20 protein-coding genes are annotated in these 25,760 nt (G+C 35.5%); 12 read left to right on the top strand and 8 right to left on the bottom strand.

All coding sequences use genetic code 11. From position 1 onward, the window contains the following. Positions 1-512: 512 nt before the first annotated feature. Positions 513-1,184 (bottom strand): DUF4294 domain-containing protein, encoded by a 672-nt coding sequence (locus BUE24_RS23000; protein ID WP_244548198.1) that lies wholly within the window; start codon positions 1,182-1,184, stop codon positions 513-515. Between the two features lie 160 nt (positions 1,185-1,344). Between BUE24_RS23000 and BUE24_RS22995 the strand changes: the two genes are divergently transcribed. The 4 genes from BUE24_RS22995 (at position 1,345) to BUE24_RS22980 (ending at position 4,459) form a co-directional block, all read left to right on the top strand. After that, complete coding sequence (locus BUE24_RS22995; RefSeq protein ID WP_073321937.1) at positions 1,345-2,439, top strand: M42 family metallopeptidase; 1,095 nt, start codon at positions 1,345-1,347, stop codon at positions 2,437-2,439. Between the two features lie 69 nt (positions 2,440-2,508). Next, positions 2,509-3,063 carry an NUDIX hydrolase gene (locus BUE24_RS22990; RefSeq protein ID WP_073321975.1) on the top strand — a complete coding sequence of 185 codons (555 nt, stop codon included), beginning with the start codon at positions 2,509-2,511 and terminating at the stop codon, positions 3,061-3,063. 93 nt (positions 3,064-3,156) lie between these two features. Next, entirely contained in the window at positions 3,157-3,603 is a 447-nt protein-coding gene (locus tag BUE24_RS22985; protein ID WP_073321934.1) for a Dps family protein, read from the top strand. Further along, a complete protein-coding gene (locus tag BUE24_RS22980; protein ID WP_084549674.1) occupies positions 3,581-4,459 on the top strand; it encodes a hypothetical protein in 879 nt (292 codons plus the stop codon). Before BUE24_RS22985 ends, BUE24_RS22980 begins: the two co-directional genes overlap by 23 nt. Positions 4,460-4,463: 4 nt before the next feature. Here BUE24_RS22980 and BUE24_RS22975 read toward each other — a convergent pair whose 3' ends face one another. Then, positions 4,464-8,168, bottom strand: a complete 3,705-nt coding sequence (locus tag BUE24_RS22975; RefSeq protein ID WP_073321931.1) for a metallophosphoesterase — start codon at positions 8,166-8,168, stop codon at positions 4,464-4,466. 56 nt (positions 8,169-8,224) lie between these two features. On the opposite strand from BUE24_RS22975, the gene BUE24_RS22970 reads away from it, so the two are divergent. Then, positions 8,225-9,406 (top strand): Pycsar system effector family protein, encoded by a 1,182-nt coding sequence (locus tag BUE24_RS22970; protein WP_073321946.1) that lies wholly within the window; start codon positions 8,225-8,227, stop codon positions 9,404-9,406. Between the two features lie 15 nt (positions 9,407-9,421). Here the strand turns inward: BUE24_RS22970 and BUE24_RS22965 are convergent, their stop codons facing one another. Further along, positions 9,422-11,788 carry a GAF domain-containing protein gene (locus tag BUE24_RS22965; protein WP_073321929.1) on the bottom strand — a complete coding sequence of 789 codons (2,367 nt, stop codon included), beginning with the start codon at positions 11,786-11,788 and terminating at the stop codon, positions 9,422-9,424. A 423-nt stretch (positions 11,789-12,211) separates the two neighbouring features. Between BUE24_RS22965 and BUE24_RS22960 the strand changes: the two genes are divergently transcribed. Continuing rightward, the gene (locus tag BUE24_RS22960) at positions 12,212-13,348 is read left to right on the top strand and encodes a TlpA disulfide reductase family protein (RefSeq protein WP_073321926.1); all 1,137 of its coding nucleotides are present in this window, start codon (positions 12,212-12,214) and stop codon (positions 13,346-13,348) included. 117 nt (positions 13,349-13,465) lie between these two features. Here the strand turns inward: BUE24_RS22960 and BUE24_RS22955 are convergent, their stop codons facing one another. Both BUE24_RS22955 and BUE24_RS22950 read right to left on the bottom strand, forming a co-directional pair. Next, the gene (locus BUE24_RS22955; protein WP_073321923.1) at positions 13,466-14,227 is read right to left on the bottom strand and encodes a hypothetical protein; all 762 of its coding nucleotides are present in this window, start codon (positions 14,225-14,227) and stop codon (positions 13,466-13,468) included. A gap of 267 nt (positions 14,228-14,494) precedes the next feature. Further along, entirely contained in the window at positions 14,495-15,145 is a 651-nt protein-coding gene (locus tag BUE24_RS22950; RefSeq protein ID WP_073321920.1) for a rhomboid family intramembrane serine protease, read from the bottom strand. Between the two features lie 135 nt (positions 15,146-15,280). Between BUE24_RS22950 and BUE24_RS22945 the strand changes: the two genes are divergently transcribed. Beyond that, positions 15,281-16,180: a lysophospholipid acyltransferase family protein gene (locus BUE24_RS22945; RefSeq protein WP_073321917.1), complete on the top strand. Its 900-nt coding sequence runs from the start codon at positions 15,281-15,283 to the stop codon at positions 16,178-16,180. A gap of 51 nt (positions 16,181-16,231) precedes the next feature. Here the strand turns inward: BUE24_RS22945 and glmM are convergent, their stop codons facing one another. Next, the gene (gene glmM / locus BUE24_RS22940) at positions 16,232-17,620 is read right to left on the bottom strand and encodes a phosphoglucosamine mutase (RefSeq protein ID WP_073321915.1); all 1,389 of its coding nucleotides are present in this window, start codon (positions 17,618-17,620) and stop codon (positions 16,232-16,234) included. Between the two features lie 121 nt (positions 17,621-17,741). Between glmM and BUE24_RS22935 the strand changes: the two genes are divergently transcribed. The 4 genes from BUE24_RS22935 (at position 17,742) to BUE24_RS22920 (ending at position 21,366) form a co-directional block, all read left to right on the top strand. Further along, the gene (locus BUE24_RS22935; protein ID WP_073321912.1) at positions 17,742-18,326 is read left to right on the top strand and encodes an acyl carrier protein phosphodiesterase; all 585 of its coding nucleotides are present in this window, start codon (positions 17,742-17,744) and stop codon (positions 18,324-18,326) included. Next, the gene (gene ggt, locus BUE24_RS22930; protein WP_073321909.1) at positions 18,323-20,020 is read left to right on the top strand and encodes a gamma-glutamyltransferase; all 1,698 of its coding nucleotides are present in this window, start codon (positions 18,323-18,325) and stop codon (positions 20,018-20,020) included. Before BUE24_RS22935 ends, ggt begins: the two co-directional genes overlap by 4 nt. Before the next feature lie 60 nt (positions 20,021-20,080). After that, a complete protein-coding gene (locus tag BUE24_RS22925; RefSeq protein WP_073321906.1) occupies positions 20,081-20,626 on the top strand; it encodes a hypothetical protein in 546 nt (181 codons plus the stop codon). 74 nt (positions 20,627-20,700) lie between these two features. Then, positions 20,701-21,366: a DNA alkylation repair protein gene (locus tag BUE24_RS22920; RefSeq protein ID WP_170864658.1), complete on the top strand. Its 666-nt coding sequence runs from the start codon at positions 20,701-20,703 to the stop codon at positions 21,364-21,366. A 47-nt stretch (positions 21,367-21,413) separates the two neighbouring features. Here the strand turns inward: BUE24_RS22920 and BUE24_RS22915 are convergent, their stop codons facing one another. Together BUE24_RS22915 and dnaK are read right to left on the bottom strand one after the other, a co-directional pair. After that, positions 21,414-21,935, bottom strand: a complete 522-nt coding sequence (locus tag BUE24_RS22915; RefSeq protein ID WP_073321900.1) for an outer membrane beta-barrel protein — start codon at positions 21,933-21,935, stop codon at positions 21,414-21,416. 171 nt (positions 21,936-22,106) lie between these two features. Continuing rightward, entirely contained in the window at positions 22,107-24,020 is a 1,914-nt protein-coding gene (gene dnaK, locus BUE24_RS22910) for a molecular chaperone DnaK (protein WP_073321897.1), read from the bottom strand. Positions 24,021-24,247: 227 nt separating this feature from the next. Between dnaK and BUE24_RS22905 the strand changes: the two genes are divergently transcribed. Beyond that, positions 24,248-25,672: an L-serine ammonia-lyase gene (locus tag BUE24_RS22905; RefSeq protein WP_073321895.1), complete on the top strand. Its 1,425-nt coding sequence runs from the start codon at positions 24,248-24,250 to the stop codon at positions 25,670-25,672. Positions 25,673-25,760 lie beyond the last annotated feature (88 nt).

The following is a 25,760-nucleotide window of genomic DNA, read 5'->3' as shown; positions in this document are numbered from 1 at the left end:
GTAATAAAACCAAAAATCGTACGCGCTGTCAATCAATATGTCTATGAACTTCTTTAGATTCAAATGCCACTATTAATAGCATCCTAAAACTTCGTTATTACTAAGGGAATCGAACCCTATCTCAGCTAGCAAAAACTAACCCTAAACCATTGTAATCTTTCTTATGAACTTCGCTTCTCTCTCAAAGCGGGTGCAAATATACAACCCCTTTTTTATCCACCAAAACTTTTTTGAAATATTTTTAAAAAGTTTTTCCGAAGCTGTCAATGAACATTGCTAAACCACATCTACCCTCAATTCTCTTCCCCGTTTAGCGGCTGCAAACCTAAGCATACTTTCTTAATCAACAATGAATTTTTTGAAGATTTTTTTAAAGAAATTTCGAACAGGCTGATTTTAAAAAAGATAGAAAGCGAAGATAATAAAATTTATGAAAACGGAGATGTATTTTTTTAGAATTTTCGAACTTCTTAAAAACTCAAAGGGTAAGAATTGTACACTACTTTCTTAGATTATTGTTTTGCAGTCTTACTATCGCCGGGATCAGACCATTTATTCCTCAAATCATAAAAACTAAAATCCAGCGCTGTTTTTTGCTCCTTTAGTACATTAGCTTGAAAGCTTCGCTGTAAAATATCCTCAATCCAATAGTCTTCTTCTACATTTATAGGGTCATAGACTTCCTTGAGTGATATATCAAAAAGACGAGCAGTATTATTATACCAAAAGGCTCTCCAACCACTTCGGTATTCTTTGATCAACTCAAACATAGTCTTACCTGTTTGTCGATTAACCAACTTTACCAAAATCTGACCTTCTGTACGCGTAAGTTTTTTTAATTCTTTGGTAAACTCCTCCTCCATATATTTCTGAAGTCTTTTTACATATTTTTTACGTGCTCTTTTGGAATCAATTGACTCTAATCGCTCATTGAGTGTTGTTAGTCGATCTGCGGCCAACTTTGCGTAAGGATATACCTTTCTGGTTTTACGTCGTAAAATCAAATACTTTCTTCTGGACAGATTATCTTTAAACTTTAACCGACCAAGAATTACTACTTCATCCAGATCTATGGCTTCATGAGGAATGGTATCTCCTTCTATAAAATAGTACTGTATGTATCGCGTAGAATCAATTTTGGAAGAATCAATAGGCGTCTTTCCCTTCTCTTGAGAAAAGAGCATACTAGTGGTACAAACCATCAATATAAAGCACAAATGTCTTAACATAGTAAATTTAGGTCTTCCAAAATTATTCCAAAATTAGTAATTAACATATTCTATAGCGTAAAATATATGTGAATATTATTAAATTCGTGAAAACTAAATTAGATTATACATAACTATGGCTAAAAAAAGCAGCATATTAAACAAAAAGTCATTGACTTTTCTTGAAAAATACTTGAACAATCCTGCTCCGACAGGATATGAATGGGAAGGACAAAAGATATGGATGGACTATCTAAAACCTTATGTAGATGATTTCATAACGGATACTTATGGAACTGCTGTAGGTGTTATCAATCCGAAAGCAAAATATAAGGTAGTTATCGAAGGTCATGCTGACGAGATTTCATGGTATGTCAATTACATTACCGACAACGGATTAATTTATGTCATTAGAAATGGAGGAAGTGATCATCAAATTGCTACTTCAAAAAGAGTCAACATACATACCAAAAAAGGGATTGTAAAAGGTGTATTTGGATGGCCGGCGATACACACCAGAAACAGAGCAAAAGAAGAACCGCCAAAATTAGACAACATTTGCATTGATGTAGGTTGCTCTACAAAAGAAGAAGTACTAAAACTGGGAGTGCATGTTGGATGTGTAATCACCTATCCCGACGAGTTTTTTATCCTTAATAAAGACAAATTTGTTTGTCGCGCGCTAGACAATCGTATGGGAGGTTTTATGATTGCTGAAGTGGCCCGACTCTTAAAAGAAAACAAAAAGAAACTTCCTTTTGGGCTTTATATCACTAACTCGGTGCAGGAAGAAATTGGATTACGCGGTGCAGAAATGATTACTCATACCATACAACCAGATGTGGCTATTGTAACCGATGTTTGTCATGACACCACTACCCCAATGATCGAGAAAAAGACTCAAGGGGAAACCAAAATTGGTGATGGTCCTGTAATCTCATATGCTCCAGCGGTACAAAACAGACTGAGAGAATTATTAATCCAAACGGCAGAAGATAAAAAAATCCCATTTCAACGAATGGCTTCTAGCAGAATGACTGGAACAGATACAGATGCTTTTGCCTACAGTAACGGAGGTGTTGCTTCAGCATTAATCTCCCTGCCATTGCGATATATGCATACTACGGTAGAGATGGTACATAAAAATGATGTAGAAAATGTAATAAAGTTGATCTATGAAAGTCTTTTGAATATAAAAGCAGGAGAAACTTTTAGTTATTTTGGAAAATAATAAGCATATAATCTAAAAATAAAAGGGTGTTTGACTGCAAATGCCCTTTTTTATTTTAATGCAAATATAATGGCTGATGAACTGATCGACATATTAAATGAGCATGGTGAAGCTACAGAAGACGTACGGCTTAAATCTGAAGCACATCGATTAGGCCTATATCATGCGAGTGTGCATATTTGGTTTTACACGCAACACAAAGAATTGTTGTTTCAAAAACGGGCGGAAAATAAGGATACCTATCCTGGTCTTTGGGATATTTCTGTAGCTGGACATATTAGCGCTGGTGAAAACCCAAAAACATCTGCTATTCGTGAAATACAAGAAGAAATAGGATTGTCAATCATGGATCACGAATTGGATTTTTTGAAAATCTATCCATCTCAAAAGAGACCCGCCCCTGGAATTATTGATAATGAATTTCATCATATCTATTTATCAGAATTAAAAACACCGATTACTGAACTTACATTACAAAAAGAAGAAGTTTCGGACATACAATTATTAAGAATTGAGGAATTCGAAGAAATTAGGAAAAGACCATTACAAAATCAAGGGTACGTACCTCACGATTCTGAGTATCTGGACTTAATTCTTAAAGAAATCACAAATCGAATTGAATAATCTTATTATCATTATTAACTATTATAAATTTGAGATAAGCAGTTGAACTATAATAATTTTGTATTGATTTTAAATAATAAATAGATAAAAACTATGGAAAATTCAAATACAATTAGCGCGCTTAACAAGCTACTAGCCGATTATCATATGCATTATCAAAAACTGAGAAACTTTCATTGGAATATTACAGGTCCTCATTTCTTTGAGCTTCATCAAAAATTTGAAGAGCTTTATGAAGATGCAAAATTAAAAATTGATGAGATTGCAGAACGAATTTTAACCCTACGAGGTAAGCCTATAAGTAACTTTACCGACTACCTTGACACCTCAAACATTAAGGAGTCAAATACAAATCTTGTTGATCAGGAAATGGTATCTGCTGTTTTGGCTGATTATCAAGTATTGCTACAACAACTTAAAGAAGTAACTGCTGCTGCAGAAAACAGTAAAGATGACGGAACGTTGGACATTACCGGAACCTATATTGGAGACCTTGAAAAATCAAGCTGGATGCTCAATGCCTGGAATCAAAGAAACTAAAATATTATTCGCATTTTATCTTATTGTTCTGGCAACTTGCACCATGAGTTGCCAGAACAATACATCTACGGATTTAATAAAAATCAATACCCTGTCTAATACTGTTCATGAAGTTTCGGGGATTACTAATTTAGGCAAGGATCATCTTTATGTTATCAATGATTCTGGTAACAAAAACATCTTATATCGATTAGACGAAAAAGGAACTATTTTGGACAAAATTAAACTTCCTGACACCCAAAATGTGGACTGGGAAGATCTTGCCTACGATACCCAAAACAATATCTATGTAGGAGATTTTGGAAATAATAACAATAAACGTAAAGACCTTGTAATCTATCGTGTCGGGGGTGTATTAAAAAAAGATATCTCTATTGAAAAAATTTGGTTTGCTCTGGAAGATCAAAAGAAATTTCCTCCTAAAAAGAAGAATTTCAATTATGACATTGAGGCTTTTATTCATCTCAATAATCACCTTTATCTTTTTACAAAAAATAGAAGCTCTAAGTTTGAAGGGACTACCAAATTATATAAGCTTCCTGCATCGCCAGGAAAACATGTGGCTAAACTTATAGGTACTTACCGCACGTGTAAAGATAATGCCGATTGTTTTGTCACAGGGGCCACTGTAAACCGAAGTGGGGACACCATTGTTTTACTCACCTACAATAAACTGTTTGTACTTTCGGACTTTAAGGGAGATGACTTATTTGGTGGATCGATTCAAAAGATAAAACTAAATCACTATTCTCAAAAGGAAGGAGTGTGTTTTAAAAATGATTCTACACTCTATATCACCAACGAAAAAACCAAGCATCACAAAGCTACGTTGTATGAATACCCTTTAAATAAGTAGTGTCTTAAAAGTCTAGCCCGAAACCAAAAGTAAATCGAAGTCCATCATCACTATTAAATAATCCGAGCTGCCCTCCTACTGCATCTACTGCATTCACCCAAAATCCACCACCAAAAGAATCATGCCATCGGTCAGAATCCTCACCATCTAACCAGACTCTTCCGATATCATATCCACCGAAAATTCCTATCTGTAATGGTAATAGGCCTGTTTTAAAACGATCAAAGCTGTATCGTAGATCTCCGCTAAATGCCAAAGCACTTTCTCCTGTAAAACGTTCTTCTCGAAACCCTCGTAATCCTTTGGTTCCTCCCAAAGTTGCAGCTTGATAAAACTCAAAATCATCTCCAATATTAACCTGCGCAAGCACATCCGTTTTAAGTACCAATTTTCTATTTCGAGAGATAGCACTATAAAAACCGAGATTGGTATTGATATATCCAAAAGTAAGATCGGTATCTTCTACATTGGTTGTTGTTCCTGTTTGTAGATCAAACTTCATTCCTCGAGTAGGATTGACTTTATTATCATAACTCTCATAAGTATAATGAAGATCAAGATTTGCAAAAAACTTACGTTCAAAAAAGTCCGGATCTCCAATAATAAATCCTAATCCTGAAGTAATAAATCTTCCTGGAGTATCCTGCACTTCTATCCCTGTGTAGTTGGCATTAATCGCAAAACGACTTCCGTAATTATTTCGTCTAGACATTCCTAAACCAAAGGACCATATACTAGTTTTTACACGATTGAAATCCAACCCAAGATCATCATCAAAGTTGGGAGTATTGTTTCCGAAACCAAAAAAGTTCTGTGCAAAATTTTCGCTGGTATATACTCCATTGATCAAAATATTCCAATTCCCAATGGCGTTCATAAACTCTCCAGAATAAGTAATATCATAACCTTCAGTAGCAAAATAGTATCCTGCATGCAATCTATGTTTACTATGATAGGGGTTGTTTTTGAAACCATTGACAGTATACACGTCTGAAATACTTACGCTCAATCCATCATCTGGGTTAAATCCAACGAGCGGTGTTATTGTATTGTTGGCACTACGCACCTTATTGTAATCGTAAATATTGTAATTATAAATATCAGTCAATCGTATTCGGGCTCCACTCTTTTTGTTTACCGTATTTGGTTTTGATCGATGATCATAAACTTTGATCTTTCTGCCATTCTCTATAGTATATTGATCATTATTTTGTCCTCCTACAATTCTAATTTTTATTGGATTACTCCCTTTTCCATTTACTACAAACTGATCATCATCATCTAAACCATAAATCCAAATTTCTTTGGTCTCTTTAGAACTGAACGTTTGCTCTAAGTACGGGGATTGAATTTCACCCTTTTTGATTCTGGAAACCTTTATGGTAGTTGCTTTATTTTTTCTTGTAATTTCGAAATAATCGTCTTTATCTGTCCCTGTAATAATTGCATGTTTTGCCAGGTACTCATGATAACGAATAGCAATATCTTCTATATTATCTCTACGACTCTTTAAAAATCGTTTTATATTTTGAATCGTTTCATCTTGTAATTCGGAAGGAATATCTTCAAATGCTTTTTCGATAGCTTCATCGGTAAGCAGGTTTTTGATATGATTTGCCTGATCGATCCAAATCTTCTCATCTGACTTTTGAATTAACGCTCGGTCTAATCGCAAGCCAGATAAATTGATCCACCTTACCTTTTTCAGTTCCTCGTCATAAGATTGAAATTTTCTTGATAATGGAGACACAAATTTGACCAATCCTAAAATGAGGCCATCATAATTACAGAACACCTGATCTCTATCTCTTGGTATAGGTCTGTATATCTTTCCGTTTTCGGTGTCAAACTCGGCCCATCTCCATTGATCAGGATGCCTATCCCAATCTCCTAAAATCATATCAAAAAGTCTAGCTCTGATATAACTTTCTTCATCCAAAGTGTACTTTTCATCTTTTCTGAGTTTCTTCAACATATCATCAGTACTCTCGATATCATCTGGGTTTCCAAAGGAAGCTACATCTTTAAACTCTTTTCCCGGACGCTCTTCCAAAAAGTACAATTCATCCCCAAAGCTTTCATTATACTTACCCAAAGCAGGGTGTTTAGGAATATAATATACCTCTGGATTTGTATGATAAACTCCTACCGCTTCTGCCAAATCATCTACCGCTAAAAAAGCATATGGATAACTTGAAGTAAAAAAGTCAGCCAATACATCTACCGTATATGTATCTTCAAAGCCATCGTCTAGATAGGTGTTTCTAAAAGCTCCTTTTTGCAAAAATTGAGTCACACTTTTTCTCAGTGCTCTTAAGCTATATTGCTTACCTTCTTTATCTATTAATCTAAGAGATCTGGTTTGCTGCCCTCCTCCTTGTCTATCAATAAGGAAACCTCCCATTAATGTATCTAAAGTTGCTACAGGAACTTTAATATCAGTACCAAATACATAACGATAGTGATCTCCCCAAAATGATTTATAGAATTTTGATTTCTTTACTTCTTCCTTATTATATATCGAAGCGGTTTTTTCTTGAGGAAAAGAAGTATCCAAACCACTAGTATCATACTCCTGGTCTTTTTCAAATACTTTTGTTTGAAATACCAGTTCTGGTTGTTCTGTTTCTCCTCCATAAAAACGAACATTGGATGAACCGTCTGTAAAAACATCCAAAATTGCAAACCCCTGACCCGGATAAGAAAACAAACCGTCTTTTCCTAGTGCCGCTGCTGATACTTTGGAACCAGAACCTGATACAATTTGCTTTAAGCCCTCCCCTTCTAAATACTGTAGTGAATGTTCATGTCCAGAAACAAAAACTACCTTATCCAATCCTTTGGCCATAGTAGCCAGTCTACGCATAAATTTATTGTACAATTCGTTTGAGGCATCTTGTGGAGAAACTCCTCCTTGTGATCTCATCATTGCAACCAAAGACGCCAGACCTGGCAGAGGTATTTTCTTTTTGGAAGGAAAAATGTGCTTATCAAAACTAAACTTCCCTCCATGTGGTCCATTGGTATACATAGGATGATGCATCGCAACGACAATCGTTTTTTCGTTATGCTTTTTAAATTCCCCTTCTAGTTCTGTAAAAAACTTTTCTCTGGTTTTAATTTCACAATCATCGTTGATGGTTGGGTTTTTATCCCAATTTGCCAAGTACCATTGCGTATCCAAAATTAGAAGATGTACATCATCATTAATTTTTATGCTTTCTAGAGGACAACCTTGATTTGGTAAGAAAGTTTTATCGTTTTTGAGTTGACCAATCACATATTTTTCTTGCCTTCTTAAACCTTCTACTCCTTTATTATACCAATCGTGATTTCCTGGTATGATAATAGACTTGCCTTGAAATTTTTTGACCACATCTATTTGCACATTAATCTTATGTTCCGCCTCATCTCTATCCTCTTCTCCTTTTTTGGGCATTCCTTTTTGGTAAATATTGTCACCCAGAAAAAGTAAGAAATCATTTTTGGTATCAGTAGTATCCAATACTTTTTCGAGAAGGGCTAAGCCTTGAGTAGTTTCACCCAATTGAGCGTTCCCAGCATCCCCAATGAGATAAAATCTCTTTTCCAGAGATTTTTGCGGTAATTTTTTTGGAAAATTTTCGACTTTATACTGAGGAGAATATGTTGCACAAGAACTGAATAACGCAACGGTATAAATAATGAGAATCTTAGTATATTTATTCATTGTTTGGAGTACAATCTCTTTTTTTTAATTATTTTGGTGATCGAAAATCTACATGTATGTCTTCTCTTTTAGAAAAAACAGATAAATTCGTTTTGGAACTTTTTGAAAAAGAACTTCCGAATTCTTGCATATATCATAATTATGATCATACCAAAAGAGTATTTAAAAGTACAAAAGAAATCCTTGATAATACCAATTTACCGAAGGAAGATCAAGAAGTTTTGTTATTAACTGCTTTGTTGCACGATACTGGATATTCTAAAAGCACAGATAATCATGAAGAACACAGTGTTACTATTGCTAAGTCTTTTTTAGGTCAACAAAATGTATCTCAGGTCGTTATCCAAAAGGTATCTGACCAAATTATGGCCACAAAAATGGAACATCATCCTACTAATTTTATGGAGGAAATCATAAGAGACGCGGATGCTTCCCATTTTGCTAAAGACTATTACGGAGAAACAAGTGAGTTGTTACGTAGAGAATTTAAGCTAAATAATGTAAAAAACCTTAGTTCTTCGGAGTGGTTAAAAGCCAATATTGAGCTATTTCAAAACAAACATCACTATTATACGGACTATGCCAAAGAACACTGGCAACCTAGAAAAGAGGCGAACCTGGCCAAAATGCTAACAGAACAGGAACGCCTAAGAAAGCAGAAAAAAAAAGAAAAAGACAAACTAAAGAAGCTTCTTAAAGAAGAAAGCCCAGAAAAAGGGATACAGACCGCATTCAGGGTAACGCTTAGAAACCATCTTAAACTTAGTGATATTGCAGATACCAAAGCCAATATTCTGCTTTCGGTGAACGCAATTATTATATCGCTGGCGTTATCTAACCTTATTCCGAAATTAGACAATCCTTCTAATCAATATCTGATTTACCCTACCTTAATTTTCTTGTTTTTCAGTATCGTCTCGATTGTTCTTTCTGTTCTAGCTACGCGACCTAATATCACTAGCGGAGAGTTTACTCAAAAAGAAATTGAGGAAAAGAAAGTGAACCTATTATTCTTTGGTAATTTCCATAAGATGCCATTGACCGATTACAAAAACGCAATGCATCAACTTATGGAAGATAAAGACTACATCTATGACACCATGATCAAGGATTTGTACTTTTTAGGCAAGGTATTGCACCGAAAATATAAAATACTTCGGGTGACGTATACCGTATTTATCATTGGAATTGTAACCTCGGTATTGAGCTTCTTTATCGCATTCAATACCCTGCAGTAAAACAAAAAGATTTTTTTATTTACTGATTTCCTTCATTAAATCTTCGTAGGTGTAATACTCTTTATCATTTTCTTTTTTATGATATAGTATATTAACTCGTAGCGCTTTCAAACCTGTAACTCCCTGAAGATCGTCTAACTCTACAATTTCGATCTCATCTTCCAGATAGTTTTTAGATTGTAAGAAATTGATATACTTGATATATTCTCTCTCGTCTGTTTTTTGCGAATAGATAACTACAAGCTTTCCTTTTTCGGTAACACGTTGATCGGTCCCTTTTATTTTGGATTTATCTACACGTTTTTTCACTACTTCATAGCGTGCATTGTAGGTGCCATCTACATCAAATCGTTTTTCGTCCATTCTAAATCTCACGGATAAAGACGTATTAAAGACAAGAACCATAGAGGCTACATCTAATGCAACTGGAAGATCTTTTTGCATTTGATAATAAGCGTTTTCCATTTCGCACATTACCTGTAACTGCCAAAGTCTTAAGTTATAGAGATAGATCTTATTAAAACTCTTTTGCTTAGTAATAGACTCGCCGATATACATATTATGCTCTACCCCATCCGATTTAAATCGTTCAAAATAATGAGGATACATTCCTTGAGCTTCATCTTGCTTCTGATCTAATAAGGATGCCATTTTTTTGTTGATCAACATCACAGATTCATCATATGCTTTACGATGTTTGTATACCGTTTTTAAGCTTCTATCCAACAGATTATCATACTCATCAATAAGATCTGACAGATCCGAATTTTTCTTTTTCAGATGCTTGAATAACGGAGTTATTTCTTTCTTAATAAAGTTGATAATGGTTTGCTCACTATCTACCTGTAATTGTTCTTGAACAACACTGATATAGCTATTTGCTCTATATTTTAACTGCTCATAGATAGGTAACGGATCCATTTCTATTACCCTATTGATTACCTTAGAGATTCCTCTTAATTGCAATACTAAATCTTTTTGTATTGCATGATTACGAGCGTCAGAAGAACCTTTGATATCAATTTGACCATACAAAGGATACACATCTTCAAAGACTACCTCTCTAAATGAAACTGGATTTTCTTCTACAATCGCACGCATAAAACGTTTTGCTTCTTGTCTAAACTTCCAGTGCACACTAGGATGGATCGACGTACATTCTTGTTGGATTACCAACTCCAATTCATTCTCAGCTTTCGACTTTGATCTCAATACAGAATCCACCAGGTATGGCATCACATCCTGTAATTTATTCGCGTTGATACTATTCAATTCATGTACGTTCGGAGATACGATTTCCAAAATCCCTAGTAATTTGCCTTCGCTTTTGATCGGAGCAATAATAGCGCTATTAATTCCTTGTGCTACCAGATTCTTATACATCTTCTCTTTGGGAGTAGACAGCTGAAATTTCTTTACATCCGAAATGGCGAAATAGGTAGACTTTTCGAACATATAGTAATAGGTACCTTTGCATAAAGCCGACTTACAACTGTCAGAAAACTTATCGTACAACACATAACTATCTATATTCTTAAAAGGTACACGTTCAAAAACTTCGTCCTCATGATTATAATTAGAAAAACCAACTTTGATTTCTTTCAGGTTAAAGATAGATCTGAAAATATCCTGAAAACTTCCAACAAAATCACCCTGGGTTTTATCGTATTTGATTAAGCTAGTTTTGAAATCAGATAAAGAAACATCTGTGGTAACATCGAACATATTCGCAATTACGATTCCTTTAAATACCCAACTACTTGGTGGAAACTTCTCTTTCCAAATTTCGATGTTATCGAAGTTATCTAACAATTCGGCCACATCGGCATCGGTGATTTCTTTGGCTTTATCAGTTTTAATAATTTCAATAAAATCTCCGTTATACATGATTCTATAATGTCTCATGATGCCTAACGCATCAGGAATATCATAAAAGAACGGTCTTCTGAAATCGATTTTATATCCGTAATAATTGTTCAAAATAATACTACAACCCATGATGTAATAATGATCCTCATCCAAATTCTTGATCTGAGGTTCAAAATCTTCTCCTGCAGTTGCTATAATATTTTGAAAGCGCTTAGTAGATTTAAGCACCGTATTATGAAAAGGAATAGTTGCGATTTTGATTTCATTCTGTTGAAGCACCTGCGCAAACGAATCCTCAAGGATCATATCGATCTGCGGAAGCAGTTCTAATACATTTTCTTCTTCCTTAATCCCCTCATCTAATTCAGGATATGCTTCTGCTAACTTCAGGATATGAGAAGCCCTCTCCCTAAGGAGTACGCTATCGCTATTCAAAAAATTTCGATATTGTTCAAAAAATTTCGAAAAGCTAATCCATATGTCTAAAGGAAAATCCTGCTCTAACACCCTCATAATTCACCAATTACGATATTTTTAACAAAAATACTACAAACTTAGCTCACTAAACAGATATTAACAATTAATTAAAATTATTCTATCCTTAAAGTTACGCTTATTTACTATATCAAACACAAAAAATTAAAAACACCCTAATTATACCTATTTCAGGCACAATTAAACGCTTTTGTTTTTATCAAGACGATCATAGTTATAAAACTTGGACTCAAAATCCAGATTTTTACTTATTGTTGATTATAGTTCAAATTTATAATGGGGTTACCCATTAGACTCTATTTATAGGCATTTTGTTACACCCTAACCTCGTTTTTTTATTAAAAAAAGACAAAAAAGACTATATGTTTTTATATCAAAAAGTTAATTTTTGGTGTTTATAGGTAGTATTCTTTATTTTTATCACCTGTAAATTAACACGTAATGAAAAGAATCGCTCTATTTGCTGCTATACTCCTACTTGTAGCTTGCCAAACCAAAGAAAAAGGATATTCAATAACTGCTGAAACGCAGGGTTTTGAAGATGGTACCGAGGTATACATCAATTCTATTAGTCAATCCGGAAGACCACTTGTGATCGATACCGCAACTATCCAAAAAGGACAATTTAAAATCGACTTACCCGCTCCTGAAGCTAATGACTTCAACTATTTGACTTTTCAAAACTTGAGAAGTAATGTATTGTATATTGCTGAAAACCATCCTTTTCATATGACAATATACAAGGATAGTTTACGATCTTCTATCATCAAAGGAGGTCCAGAGAATGAATTATTATTTAAATATATCAATAGTATCAAGACGTTTGGAGAAGAGCGTATTAATCTGAACACACAATATCAGATCGCTTCAAAATTGAAAGAAGCTGATAAAGCACTAAGAATTGCTACAAAACAGGAAGAGTTGAAAGAAAAAGAAATTCAGTTCCGTCAGGATTTTGCAGATAATAATCCAAACTCCCTAATTGGTGTAATGGCGCTTACAGATTTATTGAACCTTAAATCATTATCTGCCAAAGATGCTAAAGCCAAATTCACCAATTTACCAGATACGTTAAAAACTTCACGATTAGGTAAAAACTTAGATCGACTTATTAATAATGCTGTTGCTGTATCCATGCAAAAAAGAATAGATATCGGTACTATGGTAGATGATTTTTCTGCTCCGAATCCACAAGGAAAAACGCTCTCCTTAAAAGAGTCTATGGGTAAAATTACCATTATCGATTTTTGGGCATCCTGGTGTAAACCTTGTCGATTAGAAAACCCTAATGTAGTGCGTGTTTATAATAAGTATCATGACAAGGGCCTAAACATCATCGGAGTTTCCCTAGATAAAAAACAAGAATCATGGACGAAGGCTATTGCTGATGACAATCTGGATTGGAACCACGTATCCAACCTTAAATTCTGGCAAGATCCTATTGCAAGAGCATATGGAGTTCGATCTATACCTGCTACGTTTATTATAGACGAACAAGGACAGGTAATTGCTAAAAATTTAAGAGGTCCTGCTTTAGAACAAAAGATATCTGAACTGTTAGGAGAAAAAGCCCTATAAAGAGGTTTGGAAAATGACCGTATAAATTTAAGAGATGCCTAAAAAACTTAGGCATCTCTTATTATATTGTATCCTAAACAAACCTATTTCTAGATGCTACAATAACTATTTTTATCACTAGAGGCCAGGTTTATTGACATTTTTTTGACCTTTATTACTTTCAGCACTATTTCTTCTTGGTCTACTATTTCTAGTGTTTTCCCTTCTTACATTATCTGTAACTTTCACTTCTGCAAAAGCTCGGTAATCTACCTTTTGATTGGTATCAAGTACAGGTAATTCTTCATTTTTTTGAGGTATTTCTGATGCTTTATGTTCGGAAAAAAGTTCCTCAAAACTCTTCCCCTTCACTTCCTTTCTTAATTCTTCAGATTTAATCTCTTTTTCTGTATACTTTTCTTTTATCTTAAGATTTTCTTCTTTGGTTATAGCCTCCACTAGCTCTTGTCTATTATCAGCATTAACTTCCTTAAAGTCACTACGGCTTATATGAGGTAGGCCAAAATCATAAAATTCGGCATAAACGTTTTTAAACTCCACTACTTCTCCCGTCATCATATTTCTAAATTTATTCGGATTTTTTCTCAATCTATGGACATTTGTATTACTCTTGATTTCCTTCATGTATTGCCCCAGAGTCACATTTTTTCCTTTGATCTCTGCGGCATATGTATTGATAGCCTGATAATCAGATTCTGATCTCATTCTAACCAGCTCACGACCTTCATTTTTTGGGTCTCCGTGTTCTTGTGTAATACGGCCAAAAGTTACTTCGCCATTTTCTCTTTTCTCAAAATAGATAGTTGGGTTGTCACCAAGCTCACCTGTATACCCTATAATATTTTCTGGCACATAAAAATCGTTTCTATATCCACTCATAGTTTTTGTATTTAAATTATTAGAATTTTATTTACAACTAAAGTATATCGTAATAGTATAGGTTGTAAACACAAAGTAATAAGTGGTTCTATTCTAGTAACAAATGGTCATTTGTACAATTTTCAGCTATTCAAATAGTTAACTAAACATTGCCCAAGGATGTAAAAGATGAAATATAATCTAGATAGGCATTTACATAAACACACTAGATACTAATCATAAACTGCTTAGAAGATACAATCGGTAAATATAAGTGTATACGAAGCTTTATAGTTTCCCCAAACGCTGTAGCACAAAGAGTATGATAATCGGAATTGCCAAAAGACCAACCATCAACGTATTATCATATAATATCCAGGGAGCTAATATTAAAGTGATGACATATCCTCCAACGGCTCCTCCAAAATGGGCGTCGTGCCCAATATTACCAATTCTGTTTTTCATTCCGAATATAGAATACAACAAATATCCGATACCAAAAATATAGGCTGGTATAGGTATGGGGATAAACATCAGATACAAACTCATATCAGGTCTAAACAGTATTCCCGCATAAATGATCCCAGAAACTGCACCACTGGCCCCAACGGCACTATAGTGATATTCGTTTTTATGAAAAAACAAAGAAAACAAATTACCGAAAATAAGGCTTCCAAAGTAAACGATTAAGAACTTGACATTCCCCAAAAAACCAACCACAACCGGAGCGAAGAAATACAGCGTGAACATATTGAAGAACAAATGTGTCATGTCTACATGTAAAAAACCCGAAGTAAGCATTCTTACTTGTTCTCCTCTACGTACACCACCAATATTAAACTTATATTTTTCAAAAAAAGAAAAGTCATTAAATCCTTTTAATGACATTAATACATTTATCCCTATTATCGCTATTACTACAATATCCAGTTGCCCCATTCAATTCGAATTTTGTTCAAAGATACATATATTTTACCCTCTTTTTTAAAAGTGATCGCACATATGCTAATTGACAAAAGTTTATGATAATTTATTGCAATAATCATATCTTTGTGGGCTTTATGAATTAATTCTATGCAGTTAGTAGTCTATAGTATCGCCTACCCTTTTTTATGGATAATTTCAAAGTTACCATGGAGGTTATTTTATACCTTATCCACATTTATTTATCTTTTGGTATATCATGTTGTACGTTATAGAAGAAAGACGGTTCGTGAAAATTTGACTTTGGTTTTTCCTGAAAAAACAAATCAAGAGATTCAAAAAATTGAGAAACAGTTTTATAAGCACATGTGCGATATGTTTCTCGAGATGATTAAGACCTTATCTATCTCTGAAGAAGAATTGGTAAAACGCTTTAAAATTATAGATCCTCATACCGTTCAAGAGTTTGAAAAACGAGGACGAAGTATTATGGTGTTATTTGGTCACTATGCAAGTTACGAATGGTCTATTGCAGCCTATTTTACACTAAACCTCCCGATTGCTGGAGTGTACAAAAAGATCAAAAACAAATATTTTGATAGATTAGTACGTCGAATGAGAAACAGATTTGATGCTAAACTAATCACCAGTAGTAGAGCTATGAAAGAAATCACCCAAGATATAGAGAAAGGTAGAGTTTGCGCCTACGGTTTGGTTTCTGATCAGTCCCCAAAAATATACAATGCCACATATTGGACAGATTTTATGGGAATCAAAGTACCTGCATTTATGGGAGGAGAAGTATTGGCCAAAAGATTAGAGATGCCGGTAATGTTTTTGAAAGTAGAAAAAGTAAAGAGAGGTTATTATCAGGCTAAATTTGTCCCTATTACTGAAGATGCCTCTAAATGTGATGATTATTTTGTGATAAAAACCTATCTCAAAATGCTCGAAGAGCAAATCAAAGAACAACCAGAATACTATCTATGGACACACAAGCGTTGGAAACATAGAAACACTAAACCTCCAAAAGGAGCCACTATAGATTAATAAAAAAGCGAGATTTTTATCTAGCTTTTTTGTTGTTACTCAGGAACCTTTCTAGATTCCTGCAATTTCCTTTAATGTCTTTATAGTATCTTCAGCTAATTGATCGGCCTCGTCCTGACTTTTAGCTTCGGTATAGATTCTAATGATTGGCTCTGTATTACTTTTTCTTAAATGTACCCAGCAGTCAGCAAAATCAACTTTTACACCGTCTACGGTAGACACTTCTTCAGCTTCATGTTTTTTATGGAATCCTTTCAAAATACCGTCTACATCCAAGTCTGGAGTAAGTTGGATCTTATTTTTACTCATAAAATAAGAAGGGTAACTTTTCTTCAATTCACTAACGCTGCATTTCTTTTCTGCTAAGTGGGTTAAAAATAAAGCAATACCCACTAAGGAGTCTCTTCCGTAGTGTAGCTCTGGATAGATAATTCCACCATTTCCTTCTCCTCCGATAACAGCATTATTAGCTTTCATTTTCTCAACGACATTTACTTCTCCCACAGCACTAGCTTCATACGAACCATTAAGTTGTTCTGTAACATCTCTCAAAGCACGACTTGAAGATAAATTTGAAACCGTATTTCCCGGTGTTTTACCTAATACAAAGTCTGCACAAGCTACGAGTGTATATTCTTCTCCAAACATCTCTCCATCTTCACTCATAAAAGCTAAGCGATCTACATCTGGATCTACGGTTAATCCAAAATCAGCTTTTTCTTTTACCACCAAATCAGATAGATCTGTCAAGTGCTCTTTTAAAGGTTCTGGGTTATGCGGAAAATGTCCATTAGGCTCGCAATACAATTCGATTACATCTACTCCCATTTTTCTTAAAAGTTTAGGTACAGCAATCCCTCCTGTAGAGTTTACTGCATCTACTACTACTTTGAAGCCGGAAGCTTTAACCTTATCTGCATCCACCAAAGAAAGGTTCAACACCTCATCAATATGTTTATCGATGTAGGTATCATTTACCGTAATGCTTCCAAGATCATCAACCTCTGCAAATGTATAGTCATCGTTATCTGCAATTTCCAGTATTTTCTTTCCGTTTTCTGCATTTAGAAATTCTCCTTTCCCGTTCAGAAGCTTTAATGCATTCCATTGTTTGGGATTATGACTAGCTGTCAAAATGATTCCTCCATCTGCCTTTTCGATAGGTACTGCAACTTCGACTGTGGGGGTGGTAGAAAGCCCCAAATCAACTACATGAATACCAAGCCCAACCAAACTATTCATTACCAGTTGCTGAATCATGGATCCTGAAATACGTGCATCTCTTCCTACTACAACAATTGGGTGCTCTTTCTTGGTTTCCTTTTTTAACCAGCTCCCATATGCCGAAGCAAATTTTACAGCATCGATTGGGGTAAGATTATCACCTACTCCCCCTCCTATAGTACCACGTATTCCTGAAATTGATTTGATTAATGTCATAATGTTATATTAATTCTGTATTTGAGGGCAAATGTACATCCTAAGAAACATTACTACAACTATACTATTAAAGTTTACAAAAAAACAACACTACATTTCCAAAAAATTGTAAATTTCGATAATGAATTTCTTAGCTCATATTTATCTTTCTGGAGAAGACCCCGAACTTAAAATTGGTAATTTTATCGCTGACTCTGTCAAAGGCAAAAAATATTTAGAATATCCCGAGCAAATTAGCAAAGGTATCATCTTACATCGCAAAATCGATTCTTATACAGACACTCATCCTATTGTGAAGCAGAGCGCACAACGGTTATATCCAAAATACGGGCGTTATAGCCCCGTTATTGTTGACATTTTTTATGATCATTTTCTAGCAGCACGTTGGGGGGAGTATTCTGAAATTCCTTTGGAAACCTACACGCTTCAATTTTACGAACTACTACAAAACAACTATGACATACTACCGAAGAAAGTACAAAACTTCTTACCCTATATGATTGGTGATAACTGGTTATTAAGTTATGCTAGTATATCGGGCATTGGCAGTGTACTTTCGGGTATGAATCGCAGGACAAAAAATCGTTCTAAGATGAACCTTGCAGTCGTTGAGCTCGAGGCCTATTATGCTGATTTTGATCAAGAATTTCAAGCTTTTTTTAAAGAATTAGAGCTTTTCACCAAAAACGAAATGAAAACCTTATGAGACTACTCTTATCCTTTTGCCTTTTGATGGCGTGTTTTTCTTGCAAAGAAACACCAAAACCTATAGCTAAAAAACCCGTAAGAGGTGTAATCACTCAAAAAGCAATGGTAGTCTCGGCAAGAGAAGAAGCCTCAAAAATTGGAACCGCTATTATGCAAAAAGGAGGTAATGCTTTTGATGCCATGGTCGCTACAGAAATGGCATTGGCCGTGTCCTACCCTTATGCCGGAAATCTAGGAGGTGGAGGTTTTATGGTGTATCGTATGGCCAATGGAGATACTGGTGCTTTGGATTACAGAGAAAAAGCTCCTTTAACTTCTACAAAAGACATGTATCTTGACGAAAATGGAGATCATATTCCCGAAAAAAGCCAGCTAGGAGCATTAGCTGTTGGGGTTCCTGGTACTATAGCAGGGATTTTTGAAGTACATCAAAAGTTTGGGACACTGCCCATAAAGGATATTTTGACTCCTGTAGTAGAACTGGCAAATCAAGGATTTGTAGTGACAGAAAAACAGGAAAAACGATTTCAGCATTACAAAGAGCTATTCTTGAAAGCTAATAAAGATACCATACCTATTCTAAAAGGATATCAAGCTAACGACACCTTAAAGAATCCTGCTTTGGCAAATACCTTACAACGTATTATCGAGAATGGTAGAGATGAATTTTATAAAGGTGAAACCGGTCAGAAACTGGTTGATTTTATACAATCCTACGGAGGTATTATGACCATTGAAGATCTAAATAAATATGAAGCCAAATGGAGGGATCCGATCCAATTTAAATACAAAGATCTAGATATCATCTCGATGTCGCCTCCTTCTAGCGGTGGCATTTGTCTGGCTCAAATCATGAAAATGATAGCTCCATATGATTTAGCAGACTATGGCCATAACAGCCTAAAAGCAATACAAGTAATTACGGAAGCTGAGCGCAGAGCCTATGCAGATCGTAGTTTCTATTTGGGTGATCCAGATTTTGTAGACATACCGGTAGACACCCTTTTAGGTCCAGAATATCTAAAAAATCGAATGAGTGATTTTAGTTTTGATCGAGCGACCTCTTCGACAGCCATAAGTCACGGAGCAATCCCTGGTTATGAAAGCAGTGAAACTACGCATTACTCGATTGTGGATACTTTTGGAAATGCAATTTCTGTTACAACTACTCTAAATGGGGCCTATGGTTCTAAATTATATGTGGATGATTTAGGTTTCTTCCTCAATAATGAGATGGATGATTTTAGTGCTAAGCCTGGTGCTCCAAATATGTTTGGACTTATCGGTGCTGAAGCCAATGCCATTGCTCCCGAAAAGAGAATGCTAAGCTCTATGACACCAACTATTGTGGAGAAGGATGGAAAATTCTGGATGACCGTTGGAACTCCAGGTGGATCTACTATTATTACTTCGGTATTGCAAACTATTCTAAATGTAAAAGAATTTGGTATGACCATGCAAGATGCAGTTAATGCTCCTCGTTTTCATCATCAATGGTTACCAGATGTTGTAGTCTTTGAACCTAATTCATTTGATCCAGCTATACTGAAAAACTTAAATGCTAAAGGATATGAAATCAATGAAGAGGAATCTCGAATCATTGGTAAGGTTGATGGCATCCTGGCATTACCCGATGGAAGTTTGGAGGGCGGAGCCGATAAAAGAGGTGACGACACGGCAGTAGGGTTTTAAGCAACCTTTTGCTTTTGGAAGTATCTATAAACAAAAAGTATACTCATCACCTTTTTATCTATGAAAAAGATTATTCCAATAGTATGTGTTATTTTACTATCCAGTGTTTATGTTCATGGTTTTTCTAAAAATTCTGAATATAATCCTATATATAAATTCAACTCGGATAGCTTAGTCATTAAAAGAAATGGTTCCGATAAGGAAGTAATACTATTCCCCGGAAATACCTTAAAAGTCTGGAAATACGACGATCGTAAAAGTGTTAAAGGTGTCTTCAAAAAATTCGAGAATGGTTATTTGAGAATCGTAACTAAAGAACAAACTCCCGTATCAATACCTGTTCAGGACATCAAAAAGATCAAGTTGCTGAAGGAAAAGGGAAAAAGGATGATTCCTACCATAATAACTGTTATTGGTTATACTGCAATGATAGGAGGAATTGGTGCCGTAGGTATAGGAACCATAGCATTGTTGGTAGGGAATACAGCCATACTAGGCTATGGTGCTATGTCATATGGAGTGGGTACAATAATTACGATAACTGGTCATGCGCTATCCGGCAAAGTTTTGAATTTGGAAAAAAGATGGAGCATACAAACCGATTAAATTTACTATCATAATTTCTACATTGACCTGATTCTCCTATACCATAGAATGTGTATCTTGTTATCATGGATTTTTTGAGTACATTACAATCTAAACTACAAGAGCGATCCGATCCAAATAATGCTATTGCCATGAAAGCCTATATGAAAAACCGCTTTCGGTTTTATGGTGTAAAAGCTCCTATAAGAAAAGCGATACTGAAAGAAACACTTATCAGTTTTAAAGGATCGATAACCCCAGAAAATTGTTCGGAGTTGGTGCTACAGTTATATGCTATGGAAGAAAGAGAATTACATCTTTGTGCCATTGAACTCGTCGATCAAACGCTAAAGAAAAAATATCGAAAAGAAGATATTGTACTTATCGAGAAGCTAATTACGACCCATTCCTGGTGGGATACTGTGGATTTTATCGCAAAACATATTTTGGGGAATTATCTGCTGCAATTTCCTGATGAAATAGCCACTGTGATCCCAGAATTCGCCAGATCAGAACATATGTGGCTCAATCGAAGTGCTATTCTTTTTCAACTTGGGTATAAAGAACAAACGGATAAAACATTACTATTTTCTTTGTGTGAGGCTCATAAATCTTCGAATGAGTTTTTTATCAAAAAGGCTATTGGTTGGGCATTGCGAGAATATTCAAAAGTGAATCCAACCGATGTTCAGGATTTTGTATCCAAAACCGTATTAAAACCTTTGTCCACAAAAGAAGCACTAAGAAGAATACAGGGATAAAAAAACACGGCCGAAACCGTGCTTTTTATTTTATATGGATATTTCGATTAATAGAACTTATACCCCACTCCTAACTGGAACGTTCCTAAGTTGGTATCAAAACCATCTACATCAGAAAGATTAGCAATACCGGCATTATATCGTAGGTTGAATAACAAACCGATATCCGTTAGCTCGTAACCAGCTCCAAAAGACAATCCAAAATCAAACGATTTTGTAGTATCTTCGATTGCATTATCAGCAGAAACACGAATACCAAACTGTGGACCAGCTTCCAAACTAAAACCTTCAACTGGGTAATACTTTCCAATCCCTAATACTCTGATAAAATTCGCTTCGATATCCTCAGAACCTTCTGAAGAATACAAAAGCTCTGGTTGGATATGAAATTGTTCGTTGATGGTAAAATCGGCAAGACCTCCTATAAATAAGCTTGTTCTGCCATCGGCATCAGCATCCTTTCCAAACTTGGAAAAGTTAACCCCTGCTTTTACTCCAAAAACAACTTCTTGAGCATTCATTGTTGTTAATGCCCCCATTAAAAACAATACTAAAAAAACTTTTTTCATTTTCGATAATTTATATGATTAAGTAATATCAAAAGTAAAAAAGATCGCATGTTGGAGTACGGAGTAGCGCTGTTAAAAAAAGAATATTCTTTTGTTAATGAACTCCTAATAAAACAAAAAAAGAGAGCCAAAATAGGCTCTCTTTTTTGATATATGAATAGTTTACTATTCTTACTTTACTTCTTCGAAGTCTACATCTTCTACATCACTTCCTTCAGATCCACCTCCAGAAGAATCTCCTCCTGCACCAGCATCAGGACCAGGTTGCCCTTGTTGTGCTTCTGCTTGTGCTTTGTACATTTCTTCGCTAGCTACTTTCCAAGCTTCATTGATTGTATCAAGAGCCGGTTGGATTACCGCGATATCCTTAGACTCATACGCTTTCTTCAACTCTTCTAAAGCATCTTCAATTGGCTTCTTCTTATCATCAGATAATTTATCACCAAATTCACTAAGTTGTTTTTCAGTTTGGAAGATCATTCCATCAGCTTCGTTAAGCTTATCTGCTTTTTCTTTAGCTTCTTTATCCGCTTCAGCATTTGCTTCTGCTTCTTTCTTCATTCTTTCGATTTCTTCTTCGGTTAATCCTGAAGAAGCTTCAATACGAATATCCTGAGATTTATTAGTCGCTTTATCAGTAGCAGACACTTTGATAATACCATTGGCATCGATATCAAAAGTTACTTCAATCTGAGGTACTCCTCTAGGTGATGGTGGAATTCCATCCAGGTGGAAACGACCGATAGTTTTATTATCTGCTGCCATAGGACGCTCACCTTGTAACACATGGATTTCTACAGATGGCTGATTGTCTGCTGCTGTAGAGAACACTTGTGATTTTTTGGTAGGGATCGTTGTATTGGCATCGATTAACTTTGTCATTACATTACCCATAGTCTCAATACCAAGAGATAATGGAGTTACATCTAGTAATAATACATCTTTAACATCTCCAGTTAAAACTCCTCCTTGAATAGCCGCTCCAATAGCAACTACCTCATCTGGATTTACTCCTTTACTAGGCGCTTTTCCGAAGAATTTTTCTACTGCTTCCTGCACTGCTGGAATACGTGTAGATCCACCTACTAATATAATTTCGTCGATATCACTAGTCGATAAATCTGCATTTTTAAGTGCTGTACGACAAGGCTCAATCGTTCTCTTTACTAAATCGTCTATTAATTGATCAAACTTTGATTTTGTAAGCGAACGTACCAAGTGTTTAGGTCCACTTGCTGTTGCTGTAATATATGGAAGGTTGATTTCTGTCTGCGAAGAAGAAGATAATTCAATTTTAGCTTTTTCTGCAGCTTCTTTCAAACGTTGAAGTGCCATTGGGTCTTCACGAAGATCCATATTCTCTTCTCCTTTGAACTCTTCAGCTAACCAATCGATTATTTTTTGATCTACATCGTCTCCTCCTAAGTGTGTATCTCCATCTGTAGAAAGTACTTCAAATACACCATCACCTAATTCAAGGATAGAAACGTCATGTGTACCTCCACCAAAATCGAATACAACGATTTTTTGATCAGTACCTTTTTTATCCAAACCGTAAGCTAACGCAGCAGCTGTAGGCTCATTTATAATTCTTTCTACTTTAAGACCTGCAATCTCTCCTGCTTCTTTTGTTGCCTGACGTTGCGCATCATTAAAATATGCTGGTACAGTGATTACTGCTCTATACACATCTTGTCCTAAGTAATCCTCTGCAGTTTTCTTCATTTTCTGAAGTGTCATTGCTGATAACTCTTGCGGAGTATATAAACGTCCGTCGATATCTACTCTAGGAGTATCGTTATCACCTTTAACCACTTTATAAGCAGCTCTTTGAGCTTCTTTAGAAGACTCAGAGAACTTATTACCCATAAACCTTTTGATAGAAGAGATTGTTTTTGTTGGGTTAGTAACTGCCTGACGTTTTGCAGGATCACCTACTTTAATTTCTCCTCCTTCTACAAAAGCAATTACAGAAGGTGTTGTTCTTTTACCTTCAGCATTAGGGATTACTACAGGCTCATTACCTTCCATTACAGAAACACAAGAGTTGGTTGTCCCTAAGTCTATTCCTATTATTTTACTCATCTTTATACTAAATTGTTATACTGTTGTTCGTAATAATTCAAACCTGTAAGGTCAATCTTTGTGCCATTACGATTTATATGACAGGTTGTCACTAAACCTATATCTTGGTCCGCCAGAAGGATTTTTTAAGGATTCCAAAAACGGTATTAACTATTCTTCAAAAAACAAGTATTTTCTTTACCAAAAACCTATATTTACCCCTGTTAATATTTCAATAATTACGAATTATGGAATGCATCAGTATTTTCGACATGCTGAAAATAGGAGTTGGTCCCTCTAGTTCTCACACCTTAGGTCCATGGCGCGCTGGTCGTCGATGGATTGCAGAATTAAAAAAAGATGGTCATTTCGAAAATGTGACAGCCATCACTATTGATCTTTTTGGATCTCTATCACTTACTGGTAAAGGTCACGCTACCGATATTGCAGTGATGCTTGGACTTTGTGGATATGATCCACAGACTATAGATGTATCTTCGATACCAACCATTATCGGCCACATTAATACCGAGAAAAAAATTCATTTCAATACCGAGCTTTGGGTGACATTTGATCCTGAAACGCAAATTGTATTTAATAAAGAGTTTAAAGAGTTTCACCCCAACGCCATTACTTTTCATGCCCACTTTACTAATGGTCAAAAAATATCCTCTTCTTTTTATTCTATAGGTGGTGGTTTTGTCATCAAGGAAGAACGGAAAAGAAAAGAAAAGAAAATGGAAGAGTTCCAAGGCTTCCCATTACCCATTCAAAAAGCAACCGATCTTTTGGGGTATTGTCATGAAAAGGGCAAAAAGGTGTCTGAGATTGTATTAGAAAATGAGCGATCGCTACGAACTGACGAAGAAATCGATCAGAGAATACAAGCAGTATGGAATGTAATGCTAGAATCGATGTATACAGGTTGTCACACCGAAGGCACACTCCCTGGAGGACTTAATGTCAGACGTAGAGCTTTTGACACTCATAAAAAGCTTATCGGAGATACTAAGTATACCTCTCCTCAAGAATGGATTGAAGCTATTCGAGATACCGAAGTTAAATTTCGTCAGATATTAAAATGGGTTTCTTGTTTTGCTTTGGCAGTAAACGAAGTCAACGCTTCTTTGGGTCGTGTGGTAACAGCACCTACCAATGGAAGTGCTGGAGTAATTCCTGCAGTGATGATGTACTATATGGTGATTGAAAATCACGATGCCAATTTTGATGATGTAAAACAATTTATGCTGGTTGCAGGTGAGATCGGAAGCTTATTCAAAAAAGGAGCAACTATCTCTGCAGCTATGGGAGGGTGCCAAGCAGAAATCGGAGTTTCTTCGGCAATGGCTGCTGGTGCACTAACAGAGCTTATGGGAGGTACTCCCGAGCAAGTACTGATGGCTAGTGAAATTGCTATGGAGCATCATCTGGGACTTACCTGCGATCCAATCGCCGGATTAGTACAAGTTCCGTGCATCGAAAGAAACGCAATGGGTGCAGTAAAAGCCATTAATGCCTGCGAAATGGCATTGGATACCGATGCCGCAAATGCAAAAGTACCTCTAGACAAAGTGATAGAAACTATGTGGGAAACTGCCCAGGATATGCATACTAAATACAAAGAAACTAGTGAAGGAGGACTGGCGGTCAAAGTAAGTTTGAGTGACTGCTAATATATTTCGTTCAAAGCTTTCTTATTCCATAATCTTTTATGTATTAAATAACTAGTTGTTTTTTGTCTTCAAGTGTTTTAGCAAGACT

Origin of the sequence: Aquimarina spongiae (genome assembly GCF_900141785.1) — a bacterium.
GTDB classification, from domain to species: Bacteria; Bacteroidota; Bacteroidia; order Flavobacteriales; family Flavobacteriaceae; genus Aquimarina; species Aquimarina spongiae.
The sequence above is the reverse complement of the archived record's forward strand: the minus strand, read 5'-3'. Positions and strand labels throughout refer to the sequence as shown.